The 26103-nt window shown below is 61.6% G+C and carries 26 protein-coding genes; 16 read left to right on the forward strand and 10 right to left on the reverse strand.

Going from position 1 to position 26103, the window contains the following annotated elements:
* Positions 1-18 precede the first annotated feature (18 nt).
* From WJT74_RS06420 to WJT74_RS06445, 6 genes are read right to left on the reverse strand one after another with little or no spacing between them, the layout of a single operon-like run.
* Positions 19-537 carry a YybH family protein gene (locus tag WJT74_RS06420; RefSeq protein WP_343342907.1) on the reverse strand — a complete coding sequence of 173 codons (519 nt, stop codon included), beginning with the start codon at positions 535-537 and terminating at the stop codon, positions 19-21.
* A gap of 24 nt (positions 538-561) precedes the next feature.
* On the reverse strand, positions 562-1875 hold the full coding sequence (locus tag WJT74_RS06425; protein WP_066761575.1) for a copper resistance protein B: 1314 nt from the start codon (positions 1873-1875) through the stop codon (positions 562-564).
* Entirely contained in the window at positions 1872-3680 is a 1809-nt protein-coding gene (locus tag WJT74_RS06430; RefSeq protein WP_054522842.1) for a copper resistance system multicopper oxidase, read from the reverse strand. Before WJT74_RS06430 ends, WJT74_RS06425 begins: the two co-directional genes overlap by 4 nt.
* Before the next feature lie 55 nt (positions 3681-3735).
* Entirely contained in the window at positions 3736-4296 is a 561-nt protein-coding gene (locus tag WJT74_RS06435; RefSeq protein ID WP_151884812.1) for an RNA polymerase sigma factor, read from the reverse strand.
* A 6-nt stretch (positions 4297-4302) separates the two neighbouring features.
* On the reverse strand, positions 4303-4737 hold the full coding sequence (locus tag WJT74_RS06440) for a Spy/CpxP family protein refolding chaperone (protein WP_009823993.1): 435 nt from the start codon (positions 4735-4737) through the stop codon (positions 4303-4305).
* Between the two features lie 3 nt (positions 4738-4740).
* Positions 4741-5037, reverse strand: coding sequence for a hypothetical protein (locus WJT74_RS06445; protein ID WP_009823994.1), 297 nt, complete (start codon positions 5035-5037; stop codon positions 4741-4743).
* A 133-nt stretch (positions 5038-5170) separates the two neighbouring features.
* On the opposite strand from WJT74_RS06445, the gene WJT74_RS06450 reads away from it, so the two are divergent.
* The 16 genes from WJT74_RS06450 (at position 5171) to WJT74_RS06525 (ending at position 22420) form a co-directional block, all read left to right on the forward strand.
* Positions 5171-5875: a class I SAM-dependent methyltransferase gene (locus WJT74_RS06450; protein WP_343342923.1), complete on the forward strand. Its 705-nt coding sequence runs from the start codon at positions 5171-5173 to the stop codon at positions 5873-5875.
* Positions 5872-6336 (forward strand): DUF411 domain-containing protein, encoded by a 465-nt coding sequence (locus tag WJT74_RS06455; RefSeq protein WP_343342925.1) that lies wholly within the window; start codon positions 5872-5874, stop codon positions 6334-6336. Before WJT74_RS06450 ends, WJT74_RS06455 begins: the two co-directional genes overlap by 4 nt.
* Positions 6337-6622: 286 nt before the next feature.
* The gene (locus WJT74_RS06460; RefSeq protein ID WP_009823996.1) at positions 6623-7975 is read left to right on the forward strand and encodes an APC family permease; all 1353 of its coding nucleotides are present in this window, start codon (positions 6623-6625) and stop codon (positions 7973-7975) included.
* Positions 7976-8105: 130 nt separating this feature from the next.
* Positions 8106-8837 carry a glutaredoxin family protein gene (locus tag WJT74_RS06465; RefSeq protein ID WP_343348124.1) on the forward strand — a complete coding sequence of 244 codons (732 nt, stop codon included), beginning with the start codon at positions 8106-8108 and terminating at the stop codon, positions 8835-8837.
* The gene (locus WJT74_RS06470; protein ID WP_008603934.1) at positions 8834-9250 is read left to right on the forward strand and encodes a potassium channel family protein; all 417 of its coding nucleotides are present in this window, start codon (positions 8834-8836) and stop codon (positions 9248-9250) included. The genes WJT74_RS06465 and WJT74_RS06470 overlap by 4 nt, the downstream gene beginning before the upstream one ends.
* Before the next feature lie 70 nt (positions 9251-9320).
* A complete protein-coding gene (locus WJT74_RS06475) occupies positions 9321-9785 on the forward strand; it encodes a DUF305 domain-containing protein (RefSeq protein WP_008603933.1) in 465 nt (154 codons plus the stop codon).
* The gene (locus tag WJT74_RS06480) at positions 9782-10270 is read left to right on the forward strand and encodes a DUF6692 family protein (RefSeq protein ID WP_343342931.1); all 489 of its coding nucleotides are present in this window, start codon (positions 9782-9784) and stop codon (positions 10268-10270) included. Before WJT74_RS06475 ends, WJT74_RS06480 begins: the two co-directional genes overlap by 4 nt.
* A gap of 108 nt (positions 10271-10378) precedes the next feature.
* On the forward strand, positions 10379-11083 hold the full coding sequence (locus WJT74_RS06485) for an NAD(P)-dependent oxidoreductase (protein WP_343342933.1): 705 nt from the start codon (positions 10379-10381) through the stop codon (positions 11081-11083).
* A gap of 120 nt (positions 11084-11203) precedes the next feature.
* Positions 11204-11560 (forward strand): hypothetical protein, encoded by a 357-nt coding sequence (locus WJT74_RS06490; RefSeq protein WP_343342935.1) that lies wholly within the window; start codon positions 11204-11206, stop codon positions 11558-11560.
* A gap of 116 nt (positions 11561-11676) precedes the next feature.
* Positions 11677-12912, forward strand: coding sequence for a TolC family protein (locus WJT74_RS06495; protein ID WP_343342937.1), 1236 nt, complete (start codon positions 11677-11679; stop codon positions 12910-12912).
* 8 nt (positions 12913-12920) lie between these two features.
* Positions 12921-14417, forward strand: a complete 1497-nt coding sequence (locus WJT74_RS06500) for an efflux RND transporter periplasmic adaptor subunit (protein ID WP_009824001.1) — start codon at positions 12921-12923, stop codon at positions 14415-14417.
* Positions 14414-17581: an efflux RND transporter permease subunit gene (locus tag WJT74_RS06505; protein ID WP_343342939.1), complete on the forward strand. Its 3168-nt coding sequence runs from the start codon at positions 14414-14416 to the stop codon at positions 17579-17581. The genes WJT74_RS06500 and WJT74_RS06505 overlap by 4 nt, the downstream gene beginning before the upstream one ends.
* Positions 17578-17946 (forward strand): copper-binding protein, encoded by a 369-nt coding sequence (locus WJT74_RS06510; protein WP_054522848.1) that lies wholly within the window; start codon positions 17578-17580, stop codon positions 17944-17946. The genes WJT74_RS06505 and WJT74_RS06510 overlap by 4 nt, the downstream gene beginning before the upstream one ends.
* 58 nt (positions 17947-18004) lie before the next feature.
* A complete protein-coding gene (locus tag WJT74_RS06515; protein WP_010240406.1) occupies positions 18005-19546 on the forward strand; it encodes a multicopper oxidase family protein in 1542 nt (513 codons plus the stop codon).
* Between the two features lie 13 nt (positions 19547-19559).
* Positions 19560-21899, forward strand: a complete 2340-nt coding sequence (locus WJT74_RS06520; protein WP_343342944.1) for a heavy metal translocating P-type ATPase — start codon at positions 19560-19562, stop codon at positions 21897-21899.
* A 44-nt stretch (positions 21900-21943) separates the two neighbouring features.
* Positions 21944-22420: a hypothetical protein gene (locus WJT74_RS06525; RefSeq protein WP_082834748.1), complete on the forward strand. Its 477-nt coding sequence runs from the start codon at positions 21944-21946 to the stop codon at positions 22418-22420.
* 17 nt (positions 22421-22437) lie between these two features.
* On the opposite strand, the gene WJT74_RS06530 is transcribed toward WJT74_RS06525, so the two are convergent.
* The 4 genes from WJT74_RS06530 to WJT74_RS06545 form a co-directional block, all read right to left on the reverse strand.
* A complete protein-coding gene (locus WJT74_RS06530) occupies positions 22438-24390 on the reverse strand; it encodes a cytochrome c/FTR1 family iron permease (protein ID WP_343342947.1) in 1953 nt (650 codons plus the stop codon).
* 96 nt (positions 24391-24486) lie between these two features.
* Positions 24487-25104, reverse strand: a complete 618-nt coding sequence (locus WJT74_RS06535; RefSeq protein ID WP_010240550.1) for a cation transporter — start codon at positions 25102-25104, stop codon at positions 24487-24489.
* A gap of 45 nt (positions 25105-25149) precedes the next feature.
* Positions 25150-25617 (reverse strand): hypothetical protein, encoded by a 468-nt coding sequence (locus WJT74_RS12225; RefSeq protein ID WP_054522850.1) that lies wholly within the window; start codon positions 25615-25617, stop codon positions 25150-25152.
* Positions 25618-25715: 98 nt separating this feature from the next.
* Positions 25716-25868 (reverse strand): hypothetical protein, encoded by a 153-nt coding sequence (locus tag WJT74_RS06545; protein ID WP_343342951.1) that lies wholly within the window; start codon positions 25866-25868, stop codon positions 25716-25718.
* Positions 25869-26103 lie beyond the last annotated feature (235 nt).

The raw sequence follows: 26103 nt of genomic DNA on the forward strand, positions 1-26103 counted from the left end.
CCTCTTCGAAAGCCGTAATCAGTTGCGCGGCGCGCGCGACGAGGAATGGTACTGGACGATTCTCCACCCGTCCGCATCGTGAGCAAGCACCGATGTCGCCACGCCGTCGCGCTCGATCACCCGGCCATCGCTAAGTTCGATGCGATAGCCATACGTCTCATAGGCATGGGCCATGTGCCCCATCCGGGTGACGGTCAGCGTGGGGTCGGTAAAGGTGAAGCTCACAATCGCGTCGAGCTCGGAGCCCAAATGGTGCTCCATGTAATTGGCAAAGCTTCCTTCGGCCTTGCCATTCTCGAAGATCGCCGAGTCCTCGGCGAAGAGCGCGCGCATTGCCTGCGCGTCGCGCGCTTCAAGAGCGGTGCGATAGGCCTTGAGGGTTTCTTCAGCGCCCGCAACATCGTCCGCCGAAGGGTCCATCGCGTGCATCTGATGGTTCGCATGGGAAGAGTGGTCCATCTGCTGCGCGAAGGCTGGCAGCGGTATCAGCGTGGCAACAAGCGCAGTCGCCGCGATGCGTGTCAAAGTCTTGGTCATGGAAGTTCTATCCTTTTTGAGATTTCAGAACCAGAATCGCACACCGACGACATAATTGGTGACGCTCGGATCCTCTCCGGCGGCCCGCGCAAAATCCGCGCTGTCGCCGATGCGCCATTCCTGGGAAACGCCGACATAGGGCGCGAATTCGCGTGCGAACTCGTAGCGAAGACGCAGACCTGCCTCGATCCGGTCGAGGCCAGCGCCAATGCCGAGTTCGGGAATATCCTGAGCGGAAAGTGCGATTTCGGCACGCGGTTGAAGGATCAGCCGCTGCGTGATGCGCTGATCAAGTTCGCCCTCAAAACGCGCCGTCACATCGCCCTTGGTGGAGACGAAGGCCGCGGCATCGACCTCGAACTGGTAAGGCGCGATCCCTTGGATACCGATAACCGCGTGCGTGCGTTCCGGACCGGTCAGGTCCTGGCGAACACCCGCCTGGAAATCGAAGAAGGGCGCAATGGCGCGGCTCCAGAGCGCCTGGACCTCGGCGCCTTCTATGGGTTCGCCGAAGCTGCCCTCACCCTCGGACTTGAACCAGAATTTGTCGATGTCGCCGCCATAATATCCCTGGATGTCCCACAGATATCCATCCTTCCCCTCGCGGGCGCGGTACTCGAGCCGGTCGCCCTGAAACCAGAAGCGCATTCCTCCGTCGGTCTCGCGGACAAGCTCGCGGCGCGCTTCGTTCATGGCTTCCTCGCCCCAGATGGCGACCGCCGCGCGCGCTGGGCCGCTCCCTGCTTCTGGAGGAGGCGGCAGCAGCGGGATATCATCGTCCGAGCCCATCTGCATCGCCGAATGGTCCATGCCCTGCCTGTCCTGCGAAGGCGTCTCCCCATGGTTCATCTGGCTGTGATCCATCTGCCCATGGTCCATCGACGAACTGGCCTCCGCCTGACCCATCTCGCCGTGATTCATCTGCGAATGATCCATCGCGCCTTCGGCGGGCTTGCCCTGCGGCATCGAGCCGTGATCCATTCCTTCATGACTTTCGGGCGATGCCTGTGGACGGGCAGCGTCCACAGGCATTGTCATGCCAGAATGGCCATCCTGAGCGGTCATCGCACCATGATCCATGGTTGAGTGATCCATCTGCGAGCGGTCCATGGCCGCTTCAGGTTGAGCAGCCGGTTCGCATGCTCCATCTGCAACCGGATGCCCCATCGCGCGATGGCGCTCGGCTTCTTCCTCGCACTTCGTCTTCGCGTCAGCCTGCGCCTCGGCGCTTTGCTGCGGCTCCGCCGGCGAATGACCGGCATGCTGCGCCGCCGCGGGGGAGGCGAGAACTGAGCCGGCTGCGACCGATGCGAGCAGGCTGACAATACGAATTTTCATGCTTCGCTCCCGTCGGGATTGGCGACCGTGACGATCTGAAACATCCCGGCATGCATGTGGTAGAGAAGGTGACAGTGGAAGGCCCAGTCGCCCGGCTCGTCCGCCGTCAGGTCGAACTGCGCGCTGCCACCCGGCTGCAGGATTACCGTGTGCTTGAGCGGTTGACGATCGGCCGGCGCGCCATTGACCAGCTCGAAGAAATGACCGTGCAAGTGAATGGGGTGCGCCATCATCGTGTCGTTGACGAGCTTCACGCGCACGCGCTCGTTATAGGCGAAACGGATCGGCTCGTCTGAGACGGCGGAGAACTTCTTGCCGTCGAACGACCACATGTAGCGCTCCATATTGCCGGTCAGATGAATTTCCATTCGCCGGGACGGCGTGCGGCCCTCGCGGTGTGGAGTCAGAGCGCGCAGCTTGCGATAGTCGAGCGTACGATGCGGCACATCGGCGAGACCGATGCCGGGATCGCCCATGCGGTCGACCGGGTTCATCGAGACCATGTCGAGACCGGGCCCGACCTTCACATCGGGCGGCAGAAGTGACGTGTCGCGCATCTGCATCCCCGACATGCCGGCCATGCCTGCCATCTCGGATTGGCCGGACGAACCATGATCCATCCCCGCCATGTCGCCGCCACTTCCGTGGTCCATGCCCGACATGCCGGCATCGCCAGACGAGCCGTGGTCCATGCCGCTCATGCCCATGTCGGCCATGGTCAGAAGCGGCGGATCGCGCAGCGGCGGAATGGCGGCGCGAGCGCCGGGTGCGCTCGCGAGTGTGGCAATACCCATGCCCGAGCGGTCCATCGACTCCGCGACCAGCGTGTAGGCTTGTTGCGCGCCCGGCGTCACGACGACGTCGTATGTCTCGGCCACACCGATCTGGAACTCGTCGACCTCCACCGGCTCGACGTTCTGCCCGTCCGCCTGAACGATGGTCATCGGCAGGCCGGGAATGCGAATATTGAAGAAGGTCATGGCGCCGGCATTGATGAAGCGCAGCCGCACGCGTTCGCCCGGGCGGAAGAGGTATTCCAGATTGTCGAGCGGGCCATGGCCGTTCAGAAGATAGGTATAAGCCGCGCTCGACACGTCGAGGATGTCCGTCGGCATCATGCGCATTTTCGCCCACATCCGGCGATCCTCGCCCGAAAGCGGGTAATCGTCGGTCCAGGTGTTCTGGTTGTAGTTGAAGTAGCCTTCGCCCTTCTTGAGCTTGTCGAAAATCGTGTGGGGCGACATTTCGCTGAATTCGCTCAGCACCACGATATATTCGCGGTCGGCCTGGACCGGATCGGGTCCGGCGGGGTCGACCACGATCGCGCCGTAATGCCCGGCCTGTTCCTGCAGGCCGCTATGCGAGTGCCACCAGTAGGTACCCGACTGGCGAACCGGAAATTCGGCGGTGAAGGTCTCTCCCGGTTTGACGCCGGGAAAGCTCACGCCAGGCACTCCATCGAGCTGAAACGGCACGAGCAGACCGTGCCAGTGGATCGAGGTATCTTCCTCGAGCTGGTTATGGACATTGAGCCGGACGGTCGTGCCTTCCTGCAATCGCAACAGCGGACCGGGGATCGTGCCATTGACGGCGATCGCGCCGCCGCGCCTGTTGCCGGTCGCGAAGGCCGATCGGGCAACGGTGAGGTCGATATTGGGGCCGGATATCTCGTCCAGCCCCTTGCGGGCGTTACCTGCGAGGATGTCCGCGCCCCGTGCCCAGGCAGGCATCGCCCCGGCAAGGCCGAGCAGACCCATTCCTCCTGCTCCGGCTCCGAGAAACTTGCGTCGATTGACGGCGATCATAAAGGGCTCCTGACTTGGCGTTTACCGATACTTACGCGCGCGCCCAGCCAACCCCTCAAAGTTTTTCGAAGCGCTCCTTCAGCCTGTTGCGCGCGCGATATACGCGGGTTTCGATCGCCTTTTCGGTCGTTCCGAGAAGATCGGCCGCCTCGGCCTGGCTACGCCCCTCGATGGTCACGAGCACAAGCGCTTCGCGCAGCCTTACAGGCATTCGCGCGATCTCGGCCTGAACGAGATTGAGCTCTTCCCTGGAAACGGCCAACGCTTCAGGACCCGGCAAATCGTCGGCGATGGAATGGAGTTCGTCATCACCCGACAGTCCGAAAAAGCCCGCGACCTTGCGCCTGCGCAAACGGTCCCGGCAGCGGTTGAGGACGACGGTTGTCAGATAGGGTCCGATCGGCTTGTCCGGATCAAGCCGATGGCGCGTCAGCCACACCGAAGCGAGGCTGTCCTGAACAACGTCCTCGGCCTGAGAAGGAGAGGAAAGCATGCGTGTCCCGAGCGCGAGAAGCCGACCAGTTTCATGCTCGACGAGTTGGCTGAAAGCCCGCTTGTTTCCAGCCCTCGCCTGCGAAACAAGGGCCTCATCCGGATTGTCGCCCGCCCCCGACATGGCGCTTCAGTCGCGAGGGTCGCGGGTCAAGGCGTCGGAGACCTTGCGGTCGAACTGGCGTTGCTGCTCGGGTTCGAGAATTTCGCGCATGTCGAAGACATGGCGCACCGTTGCTTTCTGCAGATCGCCCATGCGTGCATGCACCTCGTCGATCGCGGCCGAGACCTCGGGACCGTACTCATGCTCGGTTTCCATCGCCTGGGCGAGCCGGGCATTGGCTGCACGCGCCGATCCTTCGAGCCGTGCCCTTTCGACAGCGAAACGAGCCTCGAGCGCATCGAGACGCTGCTCCTGGTCGGCCGTCAGGGTGAGTTCGTCGTGCACGAAATCGTGGAGGCCGGAGCCAGCCTCGTGATTGGCCCAGCGGTCCGCGGCAATCGCGCCGAGGCATCCTGCAAGTGCTGCGAGAAGCACCGCGAGAACGATATGCGTCGTCTTCAAACCCTATTGCTCCACATGGAGGAGCGCCGATGGGGACAGCTGTTCGCCGAGGATAAGACTCTCGCCAAATGACGCGGAAGACGTGCCATAGCCGCCGGGCCAACCGCTCGTTCCGGCGCCAGCTCCAAGCCCGACGACGAACAGACCGACGAACAGAGCCGTCCGGCGGCGTCGGTCGGCGATTTCGCCAAGCTGTCCGGCGCGCTGCCAAACGCCATCCATGAAGTCGGCGGGGACCTCGCTGGTGCCGGTGGCGGAAAGGGTTCCGAGCACCGCATCAAGAGAGTGATTGTCACGCATCCGAAAAACTCCTGTGGGTTGCACGTGTCCTATACGCGCTCGCCTGCACAATCCCTTAAACTTCTTTTTTTGAGGGAATGTCCACCACCATACGTAATCGAGACGGGTCTGTCAGAATCGGGTCGAACCCGGGATGAATGGAAACCAACTCGTGAGCAATATCACCGCACCTGAAGATCACGGCGAATTTACGCCTCTTCTTGGCAAGAGCTTTCTGACGCCGCTTTACGACCGGGCGATCGGTCTGTTCACCCGCGAACATCTCTGGCGCCAAAGGATTGTCGAAGAGCTGCACCTTGTCCCCGGCGACCGGGTGATCGATGTTGGCAGCGGAACCGGCACTCTTCTCAAGGCCTTGATGACGGATTGTCCGGAAGCGGGTCTGATCGGTGTCGAACCCGACCCGGATGCGCTCGCGCTTGCGCGGCGCAAGTTTGGCGCGGGAGCCGATCTCGTGAAATGGCACAATGGCTTTCTCGAAAGCCTCAAGCTACCCGCAGGGTGGCAGCCGAACAAGATCGTCAGCAGCCTCGTCCTGCACCAGGTCCCCTTGCGCAAGAAGCAGACAATTCTGGAAACCATCGAAAGCTTGCTCGTGCCAGGCGGAACCGTGTTGATCTCCGATTATATGAAGCAAGATAACCCACTCATGCGGAGCCTCTTCCGGGCGACCGTCCAGTCTCTTGACGACATAAGCGACACGCAGCCCAGCGCCGACGGCGAAGTCGAAAAACTGTTCGCCGAAATCTTCACCGAGCCATGCCTGCTCCAACGGTTCCCGACGGCAACCGGGACGATCTCGCTATGGCGCGGATACAAGAAAGGAATTGCACAATGAATTTGAAAAAGCCTTCGCTGCTCCGGCGATCGATTAGCGGCGCGGCCTTGCTCGTGCTGGCAGCCTGTTCGAACGTGGCTCAGGCAGCGACCTATACGATGTTCCGGGATCCAGGATGTGGGTGCTGTCTCAACTGGGCAGGCCATGTCGAAGACGGGAGGAACACGAAGGTGGCATCGGTCGACAGCAACGACATGGCGGCGATCAAGACCGCGCGGGGCGTACCCCAAGAGTTATGGTCATGCCATACGATGGAGGTCGATGGATACATCATCGAAGGTCACGTGCCTGCAGAAGCCGTCGCCAAGCTTTTGCGCGAACGGCCCGCCGGCGTTGCCGGCATCGCGGTTCCGGGAATGCCTCTGGGATCGCCCGGCATGGAGGCCGGAAACCGGATCCAGCCTTACGACGTCATCGCCTTTGGCCCAACCGGACAGAGCGTCTTCGCGTCCTTTCCGTAAGGGGGTGAAGCCACTCCATGCGTCGGCATGAAAGGTTGCAGGCGATGAGGACTAATTGCGGGAAGCGACACAGAAGCCTGTCGAACTTCTCGCCGGGTCCGGGCTGGCTGCCCCCACAGTCCCGGACCCTTCCAATTTGTATGATTGCAGCACGCACGAAATAGGAGAAATGCGATAGTCAAAAGCTCGGTCAGAAATGCTGGATCTTTTTAAGGGGTGAACCTCTGCCCAACGTACTGCTTGTCGTGATGCTTCTCGGACGGGATGACATAGACAGGGGAAAGACTTGCAGACAGATGGCGACGATCAACATAGCGAGAATGCGGGCTCGATAACGTTGCTGGGCGGTGTCGCGATGGGGACCGGCGTCATGATTGGCGCAGGTATCTTCGCACTGACCGGCCAGATTGCCGAACTGGCTGGACCGTTATTTCCGCTTTCTTTCATAGTCGGCGCGCTGGTTACCTCGCTTGCCGCCTACAGCTACATCAAGATGTCGAACCGCTGGCCCTCCTCTGGCGGCATCGCGATGATCCTTCAGAAGGCTTACGGACCGGGCGTCGTTGCAGCATCGGCATCGCTCCTGATGGCGCTGTCGATGGTCATCAACGAAAGCCTGGTCGCTCGGACCTTCGCGACCTATGCCTTACGGCCCTTTGGGCTCGAAAGCAGCGGCATTCTGGTCTCCGTCGCGGCACTGGCCCTCATCGTTTTCGCCTATTTCGTGAATGCTGCCGGCAACAAATCGGTCAGCGGGTTTTCGCTCATTATGTCGGCAATCAAGATCGGCGGCATCGCCCTGTTCGCAATTGCGGCGATCTGGGCCACCGGATTTTCAGGCGGTGCCTTCGCAGAGCCGGTCGCGCTTTCGGGCCTCGACGCGTTGCTCGCTTCGGTCGCTTTCTCGATCCTCGCTTTCAAGGGTTTCACCACCATCACCAACAGCGGCGGCGAAATCATCGATCCGCATCGGAATGTCGGCAGAACCATTATCATTTCGATCGCAGTATGCGTGGTCGTCTACCTTCTCGTCGCGGTGGCGGTCGGCGCCAGCCTCAGCACTTCAGAAATAGCCGAGGCGCGCGATTACTCTCTTGCGGCAGCTGCGCGCCCCGCGCTCGGAGAGCTTGGCTTCTATTTCACAGTCGCAATCGCGATCGCAGCCACGACCTCGGGTGTCATCGCCAGTGTTTTCGCCGTTTCGCGAATGCTGACGATGCTGACCGAGATGAAGATGATCCCGCATAGCCATTTCGGCATGAGCGGACCGATCCGCAGTCACATGCTGGTCTATACCGTAGTGATTGCCGGCACGCTCGCGGTCCTGTTCGATCTGTCGCGGATCGCTTCGCTCGGAGCATTTTTCTATCTCGTAATGGACATGCTTGTGCATTGGGGCGTGCTGCGCGGTTTGCGGGAAGAGATCGGTGCGCGTGCCTGGGTGCTATGGTCGGCACTCGTGGCGGACAGCGTAGTCCTGACAGCTTTTGCCTTCGCCAAGCTCAAAACCGACCCTGCGGTCGTCGCCTATGCGGTCGCAGGCATTGCCGCCGTTTTCATCGCCGAATGGTTCTATTTGTCCAGGCGTTCGCAAGCGATGGACTCCGCTTCAGAAAGACCGGCGGAAGAGAGGCGGTGACCCCGTTAGTAGAACACGAGCGCAAAGGCAGCGACCAAAAGCCGACGAGGATCGAGGCGCCAAGTTCGCGGATCAAAAGAAATTCAAGACGGAGCATATCGTGACGACTAAAACTGCCACCGTTTACCGAATGGTCATGCCGGACCACGTTTGTCCGTATGGATTGAAAACGGTTGATTTGCTCAAACGCGAAGGTTTCGAGGTGGACGACCACCATTTGAAAACGCGCGAGGAGACCGATGCGTTCAAAGAGCACCATGGGGTAGAAACCACCCCCCAAACCTTCATCGGCGGGAAGCGCATCGGAGGTTACGACGATGTCCGTGAGCATGTCGGCAAGAAAAGAACGCAAGCCGGTGATGACGAGACCAGCTACCAGCCCGTCATTGCCATTTTCGGCGTCGCTTTCCTCCTGGGTCTGGCAATTAGCTGGTACGTTTTCGACACGATTTTCACGGTGGAAGCGGTCGAATGGTTTGTCAGCCTATCGATGGCCTTGCTCGCGATCCAGAAGTTGCAGGACGTGCGCAGCTTCTCGACCATGTTCCTCAACTACGATCTGCTGGCGCGACGCTGGGTACGATATGGATTTCTATATCCGTTCGGTGAGGGTTTGGCTGGAATATTAATGGTCGCGCACGCGCTTCCGATCGTCTCGGTTCCGGTATCGCTGTTCATAGGGACGGTCGGCGCGGTCAGCGTGTTCAAGGCGGTCTACATCGACAAGCGCGAGTTGAAATGCGCTTGCGTCGGCGGAAGCAGCAACGTGCCGCTCGGCTTCGTATCGTTGACCGAGAACCTATTCATGATCGGTATGGGTCTTTGGATGGGTGCCAAGGCCCTGGGTTGGGTCTCGCTATGATTTGGGCACTGCTTCTCGGTTTCGCGCTGTTCGCGATCTCTCTCTACTTCCACATGTTGATGCTGCGCGGGGCGAAAGCCGTTTCTCCGCCAGGCAAGGACCCACGCCATTTCCGGCTGCTTGCAGGCTCCAGCCTCGTTCTTCTCAGCCATCTGGTCATCGCCGGCATATTCGCGGGCGGAATGTATCTCGCTTCCGTCTGGGGCCTTGGCGGGCTCGAGAAGGACGTCATCAACAGCTGGATGGATTATTACTACTTCGCGCTGATCACGATCTCGACGGTCGGTCTCGGCGATATTCTGCCCGCCGGGCACATGCGCGCCATTTCCGGCATCGCCGCCCTTACCGGGTTCCTGATGATCAGTTGCACCGCCCAATATGTCTATCAAACCATGAGCGAAAAGGAGAATTGATATGGCTGAAGCTAGGCACGATGCACACGAAAAAGGTGGAGGGGGCGGCAACTACTGGCGGTTCATGGCAATGGTATCGACCTCGACCGTGATCATGTTCTTCCTGATGTATGCCAACAGCTTCGACATGGACGACGTTTTCTGGAGCGAGACGCGCTTCTGGATGATGTTCGTCATGGGCGCGATGATGATGGTGGTCATGCTTCTCTTCATGTGGGGCATGTACAAGGACCGGACCAAGAACTTCATCATCTTGGGTGTCGGAGCCGTCGTCTTCGCGCTCGCGCTATGGCTCGTACGCAGCCAGACCACGGTGGACGATACCGAATACATGGCCGCGATGATCCCGCACCACTCGATCGCGATCATGACTAGCGAGAGGGCGAGCCTGAAGGATCCGCGGGTTCGCGAACTCGCGCAGGCCATCATCGTCGCGCAGCGGCGCGAGATCGCCGAGATGAAATATCTCATCCAGGACATCGAGGAAAACGGTCCGCGCACCGAAGAACGCCTGCCCGAGGAGATGCAGCAATGAACAAGATCGCAATCCTGACGCTTGCAGCCCTCCCTCTGGCGGCCTGCAACACCAATTCCGCGGTCGGCAATGATCGCGAAGCACAGCTCGATCCCCCGGCAACTGCGGCGCCGATAGAGAGTGCTGCGAGCGCTCTTGCCAACCTCAGCCCGGGCCTCATGCTGCCCGAGACCATGAGCGACGCGGACCTCGCCACGCTGGGAGTGGAGAACACGTGTCAGTTTCGCCTGACTGAGGTCGCGTTTCCGTCGTTCGTCTACGACAACAGCGGTGGCGGCGCGATCAAGATCAACGGCAAGCTGATCCCTGTCACAGCAAGCGCCTCGGGTGAGTATGCGAATGGTGAGCTTCGTATCCGCACGCGCCTTCTCGATGACGAAGGAGACGCGGGCCTGCAGATGCAGGAACTCATCGTCGCCGGACCTCGGATGAAGGACGAGTTCGGGTTCTGGGGGTACACGACCTGCGGCAACAGCGAGGCGTGAACACGAGCGAGCGGGCGCCAGCGTGCGTCGGCGCCCGCTCCATGATCACGACGGGCCCGGCACGCGCGGCCAGATTCATAATGAGGTACGACAGTGGCAGCTGAGCCTGTGACCGATGCAGCACCCATTGCGGTCTTCGGTGCCGGAGGAAAGACCGGTACGGAAATACTGCGCCATGCGGTTCGCAAGGGCATCGCGGTTCGAGCGTTCGAGCACACCTTGCCCGAACCATCGGACCGGGTCGATAACGTCGAGTACTTCCAATGCGATGTACTCAATGACGACTTCAGCAGCGAGCTCGAAGGTTGCCGTGCTGTTATTTCCGCACTCGGTATAGGGTTTAGTCCATCGACGGCGATCGATCCGCCTCCGCTTTACACGGAGGGAACCCGCAGGCTGGTGGAAGCGATGTCGGCAACCGGCATTTCCCGGATCGTCGTGATATCGGCAGCGTTCGTAGAGGCGCAGCCCAGCGTTCCTGCATGGTTCGAGCTCACAGCAAGACCAGCCTTGCACAAAATTCTCGCACAGATGCGCGCAATGGAAGATCTTCTGGAGCGCGCGAAAGGCCTGGAATGGACGGCTGCGCGACCGGGCTGGCTCCTGGACGAACCCTATACCGGTGAAGCCGTCATTTCCGACGAGCGCCTTGCCGAAGGTTGCTTTCGCTGCCGGCACGCGGATCTTGCGGCATCGATGCTCGAATTCGTCTGCGAGAACACCTGGGTCAACGCCAAGCCCGCAATAGCCCGCCCAGAAGAAGACCGCTTCGAAAGCATGACAGCGCTGAAAGCCGAACTGGGAATCGACTGAGGAGGAGGCGGCATGTTCGAGACACGTACGGCGACAATCGGGAGGGGTCACGATAATTTTGAGACTCTCCGCAGGCTGCATGACCTTGTCTTAAAAGCGGCAAAGCTCTAGGTGAGTGTGATGCGAGCCTTGCGTACCCTAGGACTGTTATTGATCGCCTGCGGGCTATTCGTCCAGTCGGCCGCGCATGCTTCTGCTCTTCCTCAGGTCGTCGACGCAGGCGATCCGGCCTGCGCAGAGATGGAAACGATGGCGGGCGCGACTTCCACGGAAGATGACGGCAGCGCACCTTGCAAGAACCTTCGGCTGGATTGTCTGGTGGCGCTCGGGTGCATTGCGCCGCTCGCTCCCGGCGCTGATGCGACCCTTTCCGAAGACTTACCGGCGCAGGCTGCTCAATTCAGCGGTTTGATCTCCAATTCGCTCGCCGCCCTAAGGCTGGGGCCAGAACCGCCACCTCCGCAATTTCCGGCATGACCCGCGTGCAGGCTTAAGCCTGCGCGCTCCTGCCTCTGGATGAACGGCCTGCGCTCGACGCGGGCCGGTGATCCGGAACGCGTGTTTGACGCGCTCCTTTTGCGGAATGAACAATCATGAAACGAGTATGCTGGACCGCGCTTCCGGTCCTGCTGGCCATTGCGCCGGCAAGTAATGCCCAGTCGGTGGGCTATGAAGAAGCTTTGCGAGCAGCGGCTAGCGACCAGCCGCAGGTTCGAACAAGCGAGCTGCGACTGGACGCCCGGCGCGAGATCGCCGACGCTGCCGATGAACTGCCTGACCCGCGCCTTCGCGCGGGCATCCAGAACCTGCCGGTAAGCGGGCCGGCCGCGTTTGATCTGGGTCGCCAGCTTCCCACGCAGATCCAAGTCGGAATCGAACAGGAGATTCCCAATCTCGCAAAGCGCAGGGCCCGGTCTGGAATGGCGGACGCCGACATCGACTTTGCCGCAGCACAGTTGATTCAAACCCGTTACAGGGTGTGCGTCAACGCAGGAAAGGCATGGATCTCGTTGGCTTACGCCCAACGGGCTCTGACCGTGGCCGACGATGCGCTTGCTGAAATCGGGGGGCTCGTGCCACTCGCGCGCAGTTCTGTAGCCGCCGGTTCGGCCAGACCCGCCGAAAGTCTCGAAATACGCCGTGCCGTGCTCGAGGTCGAAGATATGCGGACCAAGATTGAAGCCGACCGAGAGGCCGCGCAAGCCATGCTGTCGCGCTATACCGCTCTGACGAACGCTATCGCGACCGGAACCACGCCTTCGCCCGATCTCGATCCCGAAGGTTTGCGGGCAAGTTTGCAAAGCAATCCGGAACTTGTCGTGGCGCTTGCGCAGGTTCGTCAAGCGGAAGCGCGAAGTGATCTTGCCCGATCGGAAAGGCGTCCGGATTTCGGCGTCAATGTGAGCTATGGAAGGCGCGATCCCGACTTTGGCGATGTCGTCTCGGTGATGGGTTCGATCACGCTCCCGATTTTCGCCGACCGGCGCCAAAACCCGCGTGTAGCCGCCGCCGACGCCGAGGCGGCGGCGGCGCAGTCGGCCAGAGCAGACCGGCTCCGTGAACTCGAAGCCCAGTTCGAGACCGATCTCGCCGCATGGCGCAGCGCTTATCGACAATGGCAGCGCGCGACGGACGAACTGCTCCCTCTTGCCGAAAGCCGCGTGGACCTCGAACGCGCGAGCTTTGCCGCAGGCCGCGCGGATCTGCTCGACATCATCGACGCCATCAAAACGCTCGCCATGCTGCGGGTGGAAATTCTGCAACGCGAAGAGGCGTCCGTCGAGGCCGCCGCGAACCTGCGACTGACTTATGGGGAGTATGGCCGATGAAACCCGCAATGGGAGCCGCGTGGGACAGGCTGTCGCCGCGCCAGAAATCCTGGATGATGGCAGGCACGGTCGCGCTCATCAGTCTTGCCGCCGGCTATGGTCTCTCGCAGCTCGGCGAAGGCCAAGGTGGTGCAAGCGACGCGGGCGGCAGTGCGACCGAATGCGAGGAGGTCCTTTACTGGTACGACCCGATGGTGCCGGGGCAGCACTTCGACGAGCCGGGCAAGTCGCCCTTCATGGATATGCAGCTGGTGCCCAAGTGCGCGGGCGAGGAGGCCACTGCAGGCGTCAGGATAGATCCCGGCCTGGTGCAGAATTTCGGCATCCGCACCACTGAAGCCGAGTACGGCGTCCTCGAGCCGGAAATAACCGTCACAGGCGTTCTGGCCTACAATGAACGCGACGTCGCGATCGTCCAGCCACGTGCCGGAGGCTATGTACAAAGAACCTACGGCCGCGCGCCCGACGATGTCGTTGGACGGGGCGCGCCGCTCGCGGATATCCTGGTTCCCGAATGGGGCGGAGCGCAGCAGGAGTATCTGGCCGTCCTGAACAGCGGTGATGAAGAACTTGCGCAGGCCATGCGCGAACGCATGCGCCTTTTGGGCATGCCTCCAGGCCTGATCTCATCGGTAGGGCGCAATGGACGTCCGCAGTCCACGATCACCGTTACCGCGCCGATTGGAGGTGCCATCACATCGCTCGGCGTGCGTCCGGGAATGACAGTCATGGCCGGACAGACGCTCGCCGAGATAACCGGTTTCTCACCGATCTGGCTCGAAGCCGCGGTGCCTGAAAGGCAGGCGGCGACTGTCCGCGTCGGGCAACCTGTCAGCGCGACGCTGACCGCATTCCCCGAGGAACGCTTCTCCGGGCCCATCATCGCTATCCTGCCGAGCGCGCAGGATGCAAGCCGTACGATCACCGTTCGTGCGCAACTGCCCAATGCATCCGGGCGCCTCAAGCCGGGCATGTTCGCACAGGTCTCGCTGACCCCGGACACACGCCGCGCGCTGCTGGTACCGTCCGAAGCGGTTATCAGGACCGGACGTCGAACCATCGTGATGGTGAAGCAGGACGAGGGCGGTTTCATGCCCGCCGAGGTCCGGATCGGCCGCGAAGCGGGTGGAAGGACCGAAGTGCTGGCCGGTCTGTCGGCAGGCGACCAGGTCGTGACATCGGGTCAGTTCCTGCTCGATTCCGAAGCAAGCCTCACCGGACTGGACGTCCGTCCGATAGATCAGGCAGATGACGCTTCCACCGGCGGCGAGGACGCACCAGCGACCTTCGGTGCCACCGGCACGATCCAGTCGATCGCCAATGGTTCGGTGACGCTGCGGCATGGTCCTGTGCCCCGGCTCGATTGGCCCGCGATGACCATGACCTTCCGCACGAAGAGCGCGGCGCAAATGCGCGGGCTCGAGACGGGAGACAGGGTGCGCTTCACCTTCACCCAGCAGGATGCCGGCCCCCGGATCGAGTCTATCACGAGGGCCGGACAATGATTGCTCGGATAATCGATGCCTCGATCGCCAACCGCCTGTTTATCGTTCTCGCCGCCGTCGCGGTAACGCTGGCCGGTTTCTGGGCGGTGCGCACGACGCCGGTCGACGCGTTGCCCGATCTGACCGATGTGCAGGTTGTGGTCCGGTCAAACTATCCGGGTCAGGCCCCCCGGATCGTCGAGGAACAGGTCACCTATCCCCTGGCAACGACCATGCTCTCGGTGCCGGGGGCGAAAACCGTCCGTGGCTATTCGATGTTCGGTGACAGCTATGTCTATATCATCTTCGAGGACGGTACCGACCTCTACTGGGCACGCTCGCGCGTGCTCGAATATCTCAACCAGGTGCAGAACCGCCTGCCCGATGGCGTCACGAGCACGCTTGGGCCCGATGCAACCGGTGTGGGGTGGATCTACGAATATGCGCTCGTCGACCGGACCGGCGGGCACGACCTTGCCGGACTGCGCAGCCTGCAGGACTGGTTCCTGCGCTACGAGCTCAAGACGATTCCCGGCATTGCCGAGGTCGCCAGCGTCGGCGGAATGGTCAAGCAATACCAGGTCGTGCTGGAACCTTACCGGATGGCATCGCTCGGCGTGACTCACGCCGAGATCGTGAGCGCAATCCAGGCCGCCAACCAGGAAGCGGGCGGCTCGATCGTCGAGATGGGCGAAGCCGAATATATGGTGCGTGCCTCGGGCTATCTCGGCGACCTCGAGGATTTTCGGCAGATTCCACTACGCACTGCGAGCGGCGGCATTCCGGTCACGCTTGGCGACGTAGCGACAATCCAGGTAGGCCCCGAGCTGCGCCGTGGCATCGCCGAGCTCAATGGCGAAGGCGAGGTTGCCGGGGGCATCATCGTTCTGCGCCAGGGCGCGGATGCGCGAAGCGCGATCCAAGCCGTGGAACTCAAACTCGACGACTTGCAGGCAAGCCTTCCCGAAGGCGTCGAGATCGTCACGACCTACGATCGCTCTCAGCTCATCGATGCGTCTATAGAGAACCTCACCACGAAGCTCATCGAAGAGTTTATCGTCGTGGCGCTCGTATGCGCGCTGTTCCTCTGGCACGCGCGTTCGGCACTTGTCGCCATCATCACCCTGCCTTTGGGCGTGCTCGCGGCCTTCATCGTGATGCGCATCCAGGGCGTCAATGCCAACATCATGTCGCTGGGTGGAATAGCCATCGCGGTCGGTGCGATGGTCGATGCCGCCGTCGTCATGATTGAGAACGCGCACAAGCATCTCGAGCGATGGGAACACGAGAATCCCGATACCGCGCTCGCGGTGAAGGAACGCTGGCGGATCATCGCCGATGCATCGAAGGAAGTGGGACCGGCGTTGTTCTTCAGTCTGCTGATCATTACGCTGTCGTTCCTACCGGTCTTCACCCTGCAGGCGCAGGAAGGGCGGTTGTTCGCTCCGCTCGCTTTCACCAAGACCTATGCCATGGCGGCCGCGGCCATTCTGTCGGTAACGCTGGTGCCGGTAATGATGGGATGGCTGATCCGTGGCAAGATCCCTTCGGAGGATTCCAATTTTCTCAACCGCTGGCTGACGAAAATCTATCGTCCGGGGCTCGACTGGGTCATGCGGCGCCCAAAGGCAACGCTGGTGATCGCGGCGCTGATCTTCCTGACCACCGCGATCCCCTTCACCCGGCTTGGCGGCGAGTTCCTCCCGCCGCTCGATGAAGGCGATTTGCTTTATATGCCGAGCGCGCTGCCCGGCCTTTCCCCCGGCGAGGCTTCGGCGCTGCTGCAGCGCACCGATCGCCTGATCAAGTCGGTCCCCGAGGTGGAAACGGTGTTCGGCAAGGCGGGGCGCGCCGATACAGCGACGGATCCGGCTCCCCTGACGATGTTCGAAACGACGATCCGCTTCAAGCCGCGCGAGGAGTGGCGCGAGGGAATGACGCCCGATCTGCTGGTCGAGGAACTTGACCGGGTCGTTCAGGTGCCGGGCCTCGCCAATGTCTGGGTGCCGCCGATCCGCAACCGGATCGACATGCTCGCGACCGGGATCAAGAGCCCGATCGGGGTCAAGGTTTCAGGCGACGATCTCGATCAACTCGAACGCGTTGCACTCGATGTGGAGCGTATCGCCAAGACCGTGCCTGGCGTGAGTTCCGCCCTGGCGGAGCGCCTGTCGGGCGGTCGCTATGTCGATGTCGATATCGACCGGATGGCGGCCGCGCGATACGGGCTCAACATTGCCGACATCCAGCAGATCGTCTCTGGTGCAGTTGGCGGTGCCAATGTCGCACGGACCGTCGAGGGGCTGGCGCGCTATCCGATCAATGTGCGCTATCCCCGCGAAATCAGGGACAGCGTCGAGGAACTCAGGGCCTTGCCGGTTCTGACGCCGTCCGGCCAACAGATCACGCTTGGCACTGTCGCCCGTATCGCCGTCAGCGACGGTCCGCCCATGCTCAAGAGCGAACAGGGCCGACTGACCAGCTACATCTACGTCGACGTCCGGGGCCGCGATCTTACTTCGGTGGTCGCCGATCTGCAGGAGGTCGTCGCCGCGGGTGTCGATCTTCCTGCCGGCGTCAGCCTGTCCTATGCGGGCCAGTTCGAATATCTGACGCGCGCCTATGAGCGACTGAAGGTCGTGGTTCCCGCGACGCTTGCGATCATTTTCCTGCTGCTCTATCTCATTTTCCGGCGCTGGGACGAAGCCTTGCTGATCATGGGCACGCTGCCCTTCGCGCTGACGGGCGGATACTGGTTGCTCTATCTGATGGGCTACAACCAGTCGGTGGCGACTGCGGTCGGTTTCATCGCGCTTGCCGGCGTCTCCGCCGAATTCGGCGTAGTGATGCTGATTTACCTGAAAGCCGCACTGGAGCGGCGACGCGGTGATCTGAGCGCCGAAGAAGTAGACGAGGCCATCCGGGAAGGCGCGCTCCTGCGCGTGCGGCCCAAGGCGATGACCGTCGCAGTCATCCTTGCGGGTCTCTTTCCGATCCTGATCGGCACCGGCGCGGGCTCGGAAGTCATGAGCCGCATCGCCGCGCCGATGGTTGGCGGCATGATCACCGCCCCGCTCCTGTCCATGTTCCTGCTTCCCGCCGCCTATCTGTTGTTGCGGCGCCCCCGTCCGGAAAAACCGGCCAACCCTCAAGGAGAAGAAGAGTGCGTACCCCAACCTACATGATCCTGCTCGCGGCACCGCTGGCGCTTGCAGCCTGCGACGCTGCAGACGACAGCTCAGAGACCATGATGTCAGACGACATGGCGAACTCGGACAGCATGCCCATGTCAGGCGAAATGCCGATGGCGGAGGAGACCGGCGGCGAGCAGAGCGCCAGCGCGGAGGGAACGGTTACAGCCATCGATTCCGAGGCGGGCACGGTGACCATCGAGCATGGTCCGGTCGAAAGTATCGGATGGCCCGCGATGACCATGACCTTCGAAGCCGACGCGCAAATCCTCGAACAGGTCAGTGTCGGTGAGGGAATAGCCTTTGAATTTCGTACTGGAACCGAAGGCAGCGTCGTTACCTCGGTAACGCCGCGATAGGACGGTGGGTGGGAGGCGCTCGGTTGCGCCGGTGCCTCCCACGCAAAAACAGGTGAATATGCCAGGTATCGACAGGCCCGACTTTAAGGATCGCCGCGACTTCATCAAGAGCGCCGGCCTCGCGGCGACGGGTTTCGCCGCGCTGCCGCTGCTGGGTTGCGGTACGCAAAGCAGGATGTCGCTCGATCAGGGAGGCGAAAGCAATCCTCTTGCCATACCTCGGCTACAGGCAGGAACGATCGAACGGGGCGAGCGTGTCTTTCGCCTGTCCCTGACACCGGGCGAGAAAGAATTCGTGCCCGGCACGGCGTCACCGACGATCGGTATCGACGCATCCTATCTCGGCCCGACCCTCGAAATGCGCCGCGGCGAACAGGTTCGCTTTCACATCGACAACAAGCTTGCCGAAGATGCGACCGTTCACTGGCATGGTTTCGAACTTCCCGCCACAGCGGATGGCGGGCCGCACCAGCTCATACGGCCCGGTGAGCGCTGGAGCCCGTCCTTCGAAATACGCCAGCGCGCTTCGTTATACTGGTATCATTCGCATCTGCATCGCCGGGCCGGACCACAGGTCTATGCCGGACTTGCTGCCCCGATCTACGTGCGCGACGAGGAAGAGGATCGCCTCGATCTGCCGAGCCGGTACGGTGTAGATGACATACCGCTCGTCGTGCAGGATCGCGTGATCGACGGCGCGGGTCGCCTTGTTTACCCGCTCGATATGCACTCGCGGATGATGGGGGTGATGGGTGAGCGCATCTATGTGAACGGAACGGCCAATGCCGTTTTCGAGGCCGCCGCCGGTCCGCTGCGCCTGCGGCTTCTCAATGGATCGAATGCGCGGTTCTACACCTTCTCGCTCGAAGGTGATCGTCCGATGCAACTCATCGCAAGCGATGGCGGCCTGCTTGCCGCGCCAAGCGAGGTTCGCAGTCTTACCCTTGCCCCAGGCGAACGCGCACAAGTGATCGTCGATCTTTCCGAAGGGCGCCCGCTCCGGCTGATTGCCAGCAGCCCTGCTAACGCCATGGGCATGATGGGCGGGCAAGGCGGGGGTATGATGGGCGGCGGAATGATGGGAAACCGGGCCGATCGCGAGAGGCAGGGGCGCACGTTTTCGATCCTCGATATGCGCCCCTCAGGCGCGTCAACTCCAGTAATGCTCCCGCCCACTCTGGCCGCGCTTGCTGCGCCAGACCCCTCACTCGCCGTTCGCAGCCGCCGTTTCGTGCTCGATATGGGCATGATGGGCCGGGGCATGTCGATTAACGGCGAAACCATGGACATGGACGTCATCAATCAGCGCGTACCGGTGGGTCAGTGGGAAATATGGGAAATCGCCAACGCATCGATGATGGCCCATCCCTTTCATATTCATAACGTGCAGTTCCGCTTGCTCGACCGGGACGGTCGGCCTCCGCGGGCGGAAGAGGCGGGATTCAAGGACACCGTAATCGTCAACCCGCGTGAACAGGTCAGGCTGCTGTTACGGTTCGAAGAAAATACCGATCCCGACACTCCCTACATGTATCACTGCCATATCCTCGAGCACGAGGACGCAGGCATGATGGGGCAGTTCGTGGTGATGGCCAATTAGGGGAGAACGACAGATGAGCGATGGGCACAATGCAATCGAGGGTATGGCGACCGACCCCGTTTGCGGAATGAGCGTGAAGATGGACGGCGCCCGCTTCGTCGATCGACACGAGGGTGGCGACCATTACTTCTGCTCCTCGCGCTGCCTCGACAAGTTCCGCGCGGATCCGGAGATGTATCTTTCGAAGGCGCACCTCGATGCTGTCGAGGATGTCCCGGAAGGTACGATATACACCTGTCCGATGCATCCGGAGATCCGGCAGCCGGGGCCGGGCTCTTGCCCGATATGCGGGATGGCCCTCGAACCCGAAACGGTCACTCTGAACGAGGGCCCCGATCCCGAACTCGTCGACATGCGGCGAAGGTTCTGGTGGAGCGCGCTCTTCACGCTGCCGCTCTTCGCCTATGCGATGGGCGACATGATCCCGTCGCGACCGTTCGATCAGGTCATCGAACCCGCTATCGCGCAGTGGCTGCAGCTCCTGCTGGCAACTCCGGTGGTGCTTTGGGGCGGCTGGCCCTTCTTCACCCGCGCGCTGCAATCGGTCCGGACCATGAACCTCAACATGTTCACCCTGATTGGCTTCGGCGTCGCCATCGCCTATCTGTTCAGCCTTGTGGCAACCCTCGCCCCGGAAATCTTTCCCGAGGCATTCCGCGATCATGCGGGCCGGGTCGGCGTCTATTACGAGGCCGCAGCGGTTATCACGACCCTCGTGCTGCTCGGGCAGGTGCTCGAGCTCAAGGCGCGCGGATCGACATCGAGCGCCTTGCGAGCGCTTCTCGAACTCGCACCCCCGACCGCGATGAAGATCTTCGGTCGCGGGGACGAGCGCGAAGTACCGCTCGATGAATTGACGTCGGGGGACCTGCTGCGCGTGCGTCCGGGCGACAAGGTCCCCGTCGATGGCACGCTCGAGGATGGAAGCAGTGCCATCGACGAATCCATGATCAGTGGCGAACCCATTCCCGTCAAGAAAAGCGCGGGCGATCCCGTGATCGGGGGCACCGTAAACCAGACCGGCAGCTTCACCATGCGCGCGACGCAGGTCGGCGCGGACACCATGCTCTCGAAGATCGTGCAGATGGTCGCGGAGGCCCAGCGCAGCCGGGCACCGATCCAGCGGCTCGCCGACCAGGTCACCGGATGGTTCGTACCCATCGTCGTCCTTGTCGCTATCGTGAGTTTTGTCGTCTGGGCCATCTGGGGACCGGCACCGGCCCTTGCCTACGCGCTCGTCAACGCGGTCGCCGTTCTGATCATCGCGTGTCCCTGCGCGCTCGGACTGGCGACGCCGATGTCGATCATGACCGGTACCGGCAAGGGCGCGCAGCACGGGATCCTGATCAAGAACGCCGAAGCGCTCGAAACGCTGGAAAAGATCGATACGCTGGTCGTCGACAAGACCGGAACGCTGACCCGGGGCAAGCCTGATCTTGTCGACGTAAAACCGCAGCCAAATTTCGACGAGCAGGAATTGCTGAGCCTTGTCGCTGCCGTTGAGAGAGGAAGCGAGCATCCGCTCGCCCACGCGATCGTGGAAGGGGCTCAAAACAGGGGCGCTGCCATTCTCGACGCTTCCGATATCGAATCCGTGACCGGCGAAGGTATCCAGGCAAATGTCGACAAGCGCCTGGTCGCGATCGGGAATGAAAAGATGATGGAGCGTATAGGGGCGCTCGAAGAAGGCTGGCGGTCAACGGCGGACGAAGGCCGAAGCCTCGGACAGACGGTGATGTTCGTGGCCGTGGACGGGGCACCGGCAGGCCTTATCGCGGTCGCCGATCCGATCAAGGCAACCAGCCGCACCGCTATTGCCGCGTTGCATGAGCGCGGCATCAAGATCGTGATGCTTACCGGCGACAGCGAAGCCACCGCGCGTGCGGTAGCAAGCCAGGTCGGTATCGACGAAGTCGAAGCGAACGTCTCGCCCGAGGACAAACATCGCAAGATCGAGCAGTTGAAGAGCGATGGTCGCCGGGTCGCTATGGCCGGCGACGGCATAAACGACGCACCCGCGCTTGCCGCTTCGCATGTCGGCATCGCGATGGGAACGGGTACCGATGTCGCGATCGAAAGCGCGGGCGTGACATTGGTGCGCGGCGACCTCGTCGGCGTTGTTCAGGCGCTCGTCCTGTCTCGGGCCACTATGCGCAACATCAGGCAGAACCTGTTCTTTGCCTTTGCGTATAATGCGCTCGGAATTCCGGTCGCTGCAGGTGTCCTCTATCCATGGACCGGGTTGCTTTTGAACCCGATGATCGCGGCCGCAGCGATGAGCCTGTCTTCGGTATCGGTGATCGGCAACGCCCTGCGCCTGCGCGGCCTCGCTCTTCCCAAATTCGATACCTGAGCGATGGGGACGGGACGGAGATCGCAGGAGTGACGAATCAGACGATGCAGGATCAGGACCAAATCTCTGAGGAATCGCGCGAATGGCGCGGTGCTCATCCAGCCCTCTGGATCGCGATATTCGGAATTCTCATCGCTTTCGCCTGGGAGATGCTCCAGCTTCCTTTCTACCAGTCGGGAGGTCTGTCGCCTGCCGAGGCAGCACGTCGCTGCGGCCTGGCCTCGTTCGGCGATGCCGGGATCATGGTGGCCGCTTATCTCGGCGCCTCTGTCGGCAGTGGTAAAACGCCGTGGCTCGTAGACTGGCCGATCTCGCGTTTTGTCGTGTTCCTGGGAATCGGCCTGGCCATTACTGCCATGGTCGAAGTGCTGGCTGTCGGTGCCGACTGGGGGTGGTCCTATAGTGCAATCATGCCGCTTGTGCCCGGAACCAAAATCGGTCTCATACCGATCGCGATGTGGGTCGCGGTTCCCACAGCCTCCTTGTGGCTCGCGCGCCGTCTCGGCACCGGACCCCGCTGATCGCAAACCGGGATCACCTATCCCTCGACAGCTGCCGGCTGCGGTCCCGATGGTGATCGACTTATCCGAAATCCGGCAATCAGAGCGAGCAGCGTGAGCAATTGCGCGCCGATCGTCTCGACAGTCGGGAAGAAGCCGAGTTCGGCGAGGCGCGGCAAGCCGGCAATGAAAGTGGCGGAAAGAACTCCGGCCTCCTGGAAAGCGCCCACGCCCTTGCCCGCGAGAATGACCGCAAGGATCGCAATCAGGATAGCACTATAGCGGAAGAACTGGGTGATCGGCAGTTTGCGGCTGTAGCGCAGCATAACCCATGCGATGAACGCTAGCAGCGCGACTGCGGACAAGGCACCTGCCAATATGATGCCGCTGCTCTGCGGGTTCCACAGGGCAGCGTAGAACAGAATAGTCTCGAACGCTTCCCGGTAGACGACCACGAATGCAAGACCAAAGAGAAACCATGCCGATCCGCGCGAAAGCGCCTTGCCCATTTTTTCCTGGATATAGCGCCGCCACTCCTCGGCCTGGGATTTGCCGTGCATCCAGATCCCGACCGATACGAGAATGACAGCCGCAAGCAGCGCGCCGATCCCTTCGGTCATCTCGCGGCTCGCCCCGCTGATGCTTACGAAGTAGGTTGCTACGACCCAGGTGGCGACACCTGCGAAAAGAGCAGCGATCCACCCACCATGGATATAGGGCAATACCTCGGAGCGCTGCGACTTTTTCACAAAGGCGATCATGGCGATCACAACCAGAATTGCTTCGATCCCCTCGCGCAGGAGAATGGTGAACGCCCCGAGAAAGGTCGAGATTTCGCTGGCCGCCTCAGGAGCCAACGCTTCCTCGGCTCTTGCCAGCAGACTATCGATGCGAGCCCTTAGTTGCTGTAGTTCGGATGGATTCGCACCGGACTCTATTCCGGCCCGGAATTGCCCGAGCGCCTGTTCTACCTCCCGCATCAAACCGCCATCGCGCGTTGCCAGGAGGGCCTCCAGGGGTTCAAACCCGTCGAGATAGGCAGACAGGGCAAGCTGCCGCGCTTCCTCTCGGTTGCCAGCCCGATAAGCTGACAGGCTGCGATCGAGCGTATCGCGAACGAAGGCGAGCGAACCTGCGTCATTTGCCTGTCCCACCGCATCGGGATTGGCGCGAAGATAGGCCATGACGGCGAGCGCACGGTCCTCGCCGATCTGCTCGGCCAGACTTTCCGGTGTGAGCGCGGCGAGCGTCTCGAGATCGGGGACAAGCTGGCGTATGCCATCATCTTCCCGCCAAATACGCTCGCCCTTGGCCACATCTTCAAAAGCAATGCTGCCGGCATGGAATGCAAGCGCCCAGCGATCCTCGTCGGACAGCGATGCGAAGCTGGCCATGGACGTTCCTTCCAGCCCTTGCGCGATGACCTGGTAAAGCCCGAACGCACTGCGCTGCCGCGCCCGGTCGATATCGGTGAAGTCGATCGGCGGGGGATCAAGTGCCTGCATTGCGGCCGGTGGCGCACTTCCGGCGGCGCCGTGACACGAGGCGCAGTTCTGCGCGAAGAGAGTGCGGGCGCGGTCAAGGTCGGGCGCTTGCGAAGGGGCAAGCGGAACCGGGTAGGCTGTCAGCAACGAGGCTGCCAGCGCGCGCGCTAAGCGCCCAACTCGCTCGGCGGGTTCCTTATTGGCGATCAGAGCTCGCAGCTGGTCCGATCGGCGGATGAGTGCTCGATTGTCTTTAGTATCCGGCAATGCAGCGATCTGCCGCGCCACGACATCGGAAAACTCCACCATTTCGCGATATTCGAATTCGTCGGCAACACGTCCCTCGGAAACGGCGGAGGCGTAGTCGACCGCGATATAATCGAGCAGACGCCAGGTGGTTCGCACGTCGGGTTCTTCCGCGTTCGCGGTGACGGACAGACACAGCGCAAGCGCCAGCAGAATGAGCCGCAGTGCCGGATGGACGGTGGCGGAGACGATGCGATGCATGAGGGGTCTCTATATCTGTTGCAATTAATTCGCAATAGCAGGGTGTAGACGGAAATGTATTTCCTCCAACCCCCGATTGCGGGGATATTCTGGAGTTTAGGTAGAGCGCAGTTCGCCACGGGCCTGTTTGGAGACTTCGGCACTTCCCCACACCGCCAGTCCTGCCATGATGCTCGCCACAACCAGATCGGGCCACGCACGGCCGGTGCCGAAAACGCCAATCGCTGCCGCCAGCACGGCGATATTACCGATCGCGTCGTTGCGCGAACAGATCCACACCGAGCGCATGTTCGCATCGCCCGAGCGATACCGGAACAGCATCGCGGCGACGGCGAGATTTACCGCCAGAGCAAGAGAACCGATGGCGCCCATCGTTCCCGGGTCGGGCGACGCCCCGACAAAGAAACCCCAGATGGCCGAGCCGAGCACCCACAGGCCGAAAGCCAGCATGGTCGCCGCCTTTACGAGAGCCGCACGCGCGCGCCAGACGAGCGCCATCCCCGCTACACCGAGACTGATAGCATAGTTTGCCGCATCACCGAGAAAGTCGAGCGCGTCGGCCTGCAAGGCGCGCGAATCCGCAGCAATGCCTGCCACGATCTCCACGCCGAACATGATTGCATTAAGGCCCAGTGCGATCCACAGAATGCGCCGCCATGTCGGATCGTTGTTGTTTGCACCGGCCTCATCGGGGCCGCAGCAGGTCTTTCCCATTTACTCGACTCCTTGCGTCGATCCGCCCTATGCACCTTGTAGTAACTACAAGGTCAAGCGGCAGGAGCCTTTGTCATGAGAATTGGTCAACTTGCCCGGATAACCGGCGTCAAATCCGAAACAATCCGCTTCTACGAGCGTGAGGGTATCCTCGCTGCCCCTCCACGCACGCGGGCCAATTATCGCGATTATGGACCAGCAGAGGAAGCGCGCCTTAACTTCATACGGCGCGCGCGTGATCTCGGCTTCTCCATGGCACGCATCAGGGAATTGCTCGATCTCTCCGATGATGCCGACCGGTCCTGCGCGGGCATCGACGCTCTGGCCAGAAGCCATCTCGGCGAGGTCGAGCGCAAGATCGCGAGCCTGGAGGCGTTGCGGACGGAACTTGGGCGTATGATCGCTGCCTGCGAGCAAGACACTGTAGGCGATTGCCGCATCATCGATGCACTTGCGGGTACCGCCGAGCCTTGATGTCCGCGCCTCGTGCGCCAGTTCGGTCAGGCTCGCCAATGCACGGCTTTTGTCGGCCGCCCATAAGAGACTTAACTTCGGGAAAGGCCGACGAGTGCGAAGCTGCCCGTGTCGCCATCCCGGGTCTGTCGAACGGGCTATGATGCCGCCGCAGGCCAGTTCCAGACGGCCATTTTTTCAATGCTCATATCCGCCATAGTGTAGGGGATCCCGCCGACGCCAAGCCCGGAGCGGCGCAGCCCTGCAAAAGGCATCCAGTCCACGCGGAATGCCGTATGGTCGTTCACCATCACAGCCGATCCCGCCAGAGACTGGTTGACCCGTTTTGAGGCTTGGCGCTTCGCCGTCTACCTTGCGACCGGCCTCGTAATAACGGCTTTCGTCGAAATCCTGGCGGTCGGCGCCGATTGGGGATGGACGTACAGCGAGAGCATGCCTCTGCTGCCGGGGACCGACATTGGCCTAGTCCCCATGCTGATGTGGATTGTGGTCCCTTCAGCGACTTTGTGGTTCGCGCGGCGAATG

Source organism: Sphingomicrobium sp. XHP0239 (assembly GCF_039555325.1).
GTDB lineage: Bacteria > Pseudomonadota > Alphaproteobacteria > Sphingomonadales > Sphingomonadaceae > Sphingomicrobium > Sphingomicrobium maritimum.

Bases quoted from the DNA above. Each gene is read 5' to 3' on its own strand.
- WJT74_RS06420 (WP_343342907.1), bottom strand. From the start codon at position 537: ATGACCAAGACTTTGACACGCATCGCGGCGACTGCGCTTGTTGCCACG.
- WJT74_RS06425 (WP_066761575.1), bottom strand. From the start codon at position 1,875: ATGAAAATTCGTATTGTCAGCCTGCTCGCATCGGTCGCAGCCGGCTCA.
- WJT74_RS06430 (WP_054522842.1), bottom strand. From the start codon at position 3,680: ATGATCGCCGTCAATCGACGCAAGTTTCTCGGAGCCGGAGCAGGAGGA.
- WJT74_RS06435 (WP_151884812.1), bottom strand. From the start codon at position 4,296: ATGTCGGGGGCGGGCGACAATCCGGATGAGGCCCTTGTTTCGCAGGCG.
- WJT74_RS06445 (WP_009823994.1), bottom strand. From the start codon at position 5,037: ATGCGTGACAATCACTCTCTTGATGCGGTGCTCGGAACCCTTTCCGCC.
- WJT74_RS06450 (WP_343342923.1), top strand. From the start codon at position 5,171: ATGAATGGAAACCAACTCGTGAGCAATATCACCGCACCTGAAGATCAC.
- WJT74_RS06455 (WP_343342925.1), top strand. From the start codon at position 5,872: ATGAATTTGAAAAAGCCTTCGCTGCTCCGGCGATCGATTAGCGGCGCG.
- WJT74_RS06465 (WP_343348124.1), top strand. From the start codon at position 8,106: ATGGTCATGCCGGACCACGTTTGTCCGTATGGATTGAAAACGGTTGAT.
- WJT74_RS06470 (WP_008603934.1), top strand. From the start codon at position 8,834: ATGATTTGGGCACTGCTTCTCGGTTTCGCGCTGTTCGCGATCTCTCTC.
- WJT74_RS06475 (WP_008603933.1), top strand. From the start codon at position 9,321: ATGGTATCGACCTCGACCGTGATCATGTTCTTCCTGATGTATGCCAAC.
- WJT74_RS06480 (WP_343342931.1), top strand. From the start codon at position 9,782: ATGAACAAGATCGCAATCCTGACGCTTGCAGCCCTCCCTCTGGCGGCC.
- WJT74_RS06490 (WP_343342935.1), top strand. From the start codon at position 11,204: ATGCGAGCCTTGCGTACCCTAGGACTGTTATTGATCGCCTGCGGGCTA.
- WJT74_RS06495 (WP_343342937.1), top strand. From the start codon at position 11,677: ATGAAACGAGTATGCTGGACCGCGCTTCCGGTCCTGCTGGCCATTGCG.
- WJT74_RS06500 (WP_009824001.1), top strand. From the start codon at position 12,921: ATGGGAGCCGCGTGGGACAGGCTGTCGCCGCGCCAGAAATCCTGGATG.
- WJT74_RS06505 (WP_343342939.1), top strand. From the start codon at position 14,414: ATGATTGCTCGGATAATCGATGCCTCGATCGCCAACCGCCTGTTTATC.
- WJT74_RS06510 (WP_054522848.1), top strand. From the start codon at position 17,578: ATGATCCTGCTCGCGGCACCGCTGGCGCTTGCAGCCTGCGACGCTGCA.
- WJT74_RS06515 (WP_010240406.1), top strand. From the start codon at position 18,005: ATGCCAGGTATCGACAGGCCCGACTTTAAGGATCGCCGCGACTTCATC.
- WJT74_RS06520 (WP_343342944.1), top strand. From the start codon at position 19,560: ATGAGCGATGGGCACAATGCAATCGAGGGTATGGCGACCGACCCCGTT.
- WJT74_RS06525 (WP_082834748.1), top strand. From the start codon at position 21,944: ATGCAGGATCAGGACCAAATCTCTGAGGAATCGCGCGAATGGCGCGGT.
- WJT74_RS06530 (WP_343342947.1), bottom strand. From the start codon at position 24,390: ATGCATCGCATCGTCTCCGCCACCGTCCATCCGGCACTGCGGCTCATT.
- WJT74_RS06535 (WP_010240550.1), bottom strand. From the start codon at position 25,104: ATGGGAAAGACCTGCTGCGGCCCCGATGAGGCCGGTGCAAACAACAAC.
- WJT74_RS06545 (WP_343342951.1), bottom strand. From the start codon at position 25,868: ATGGTGAACGACCATACGGCATTCCGCGTGGACTGGATGCCTTTTGCA.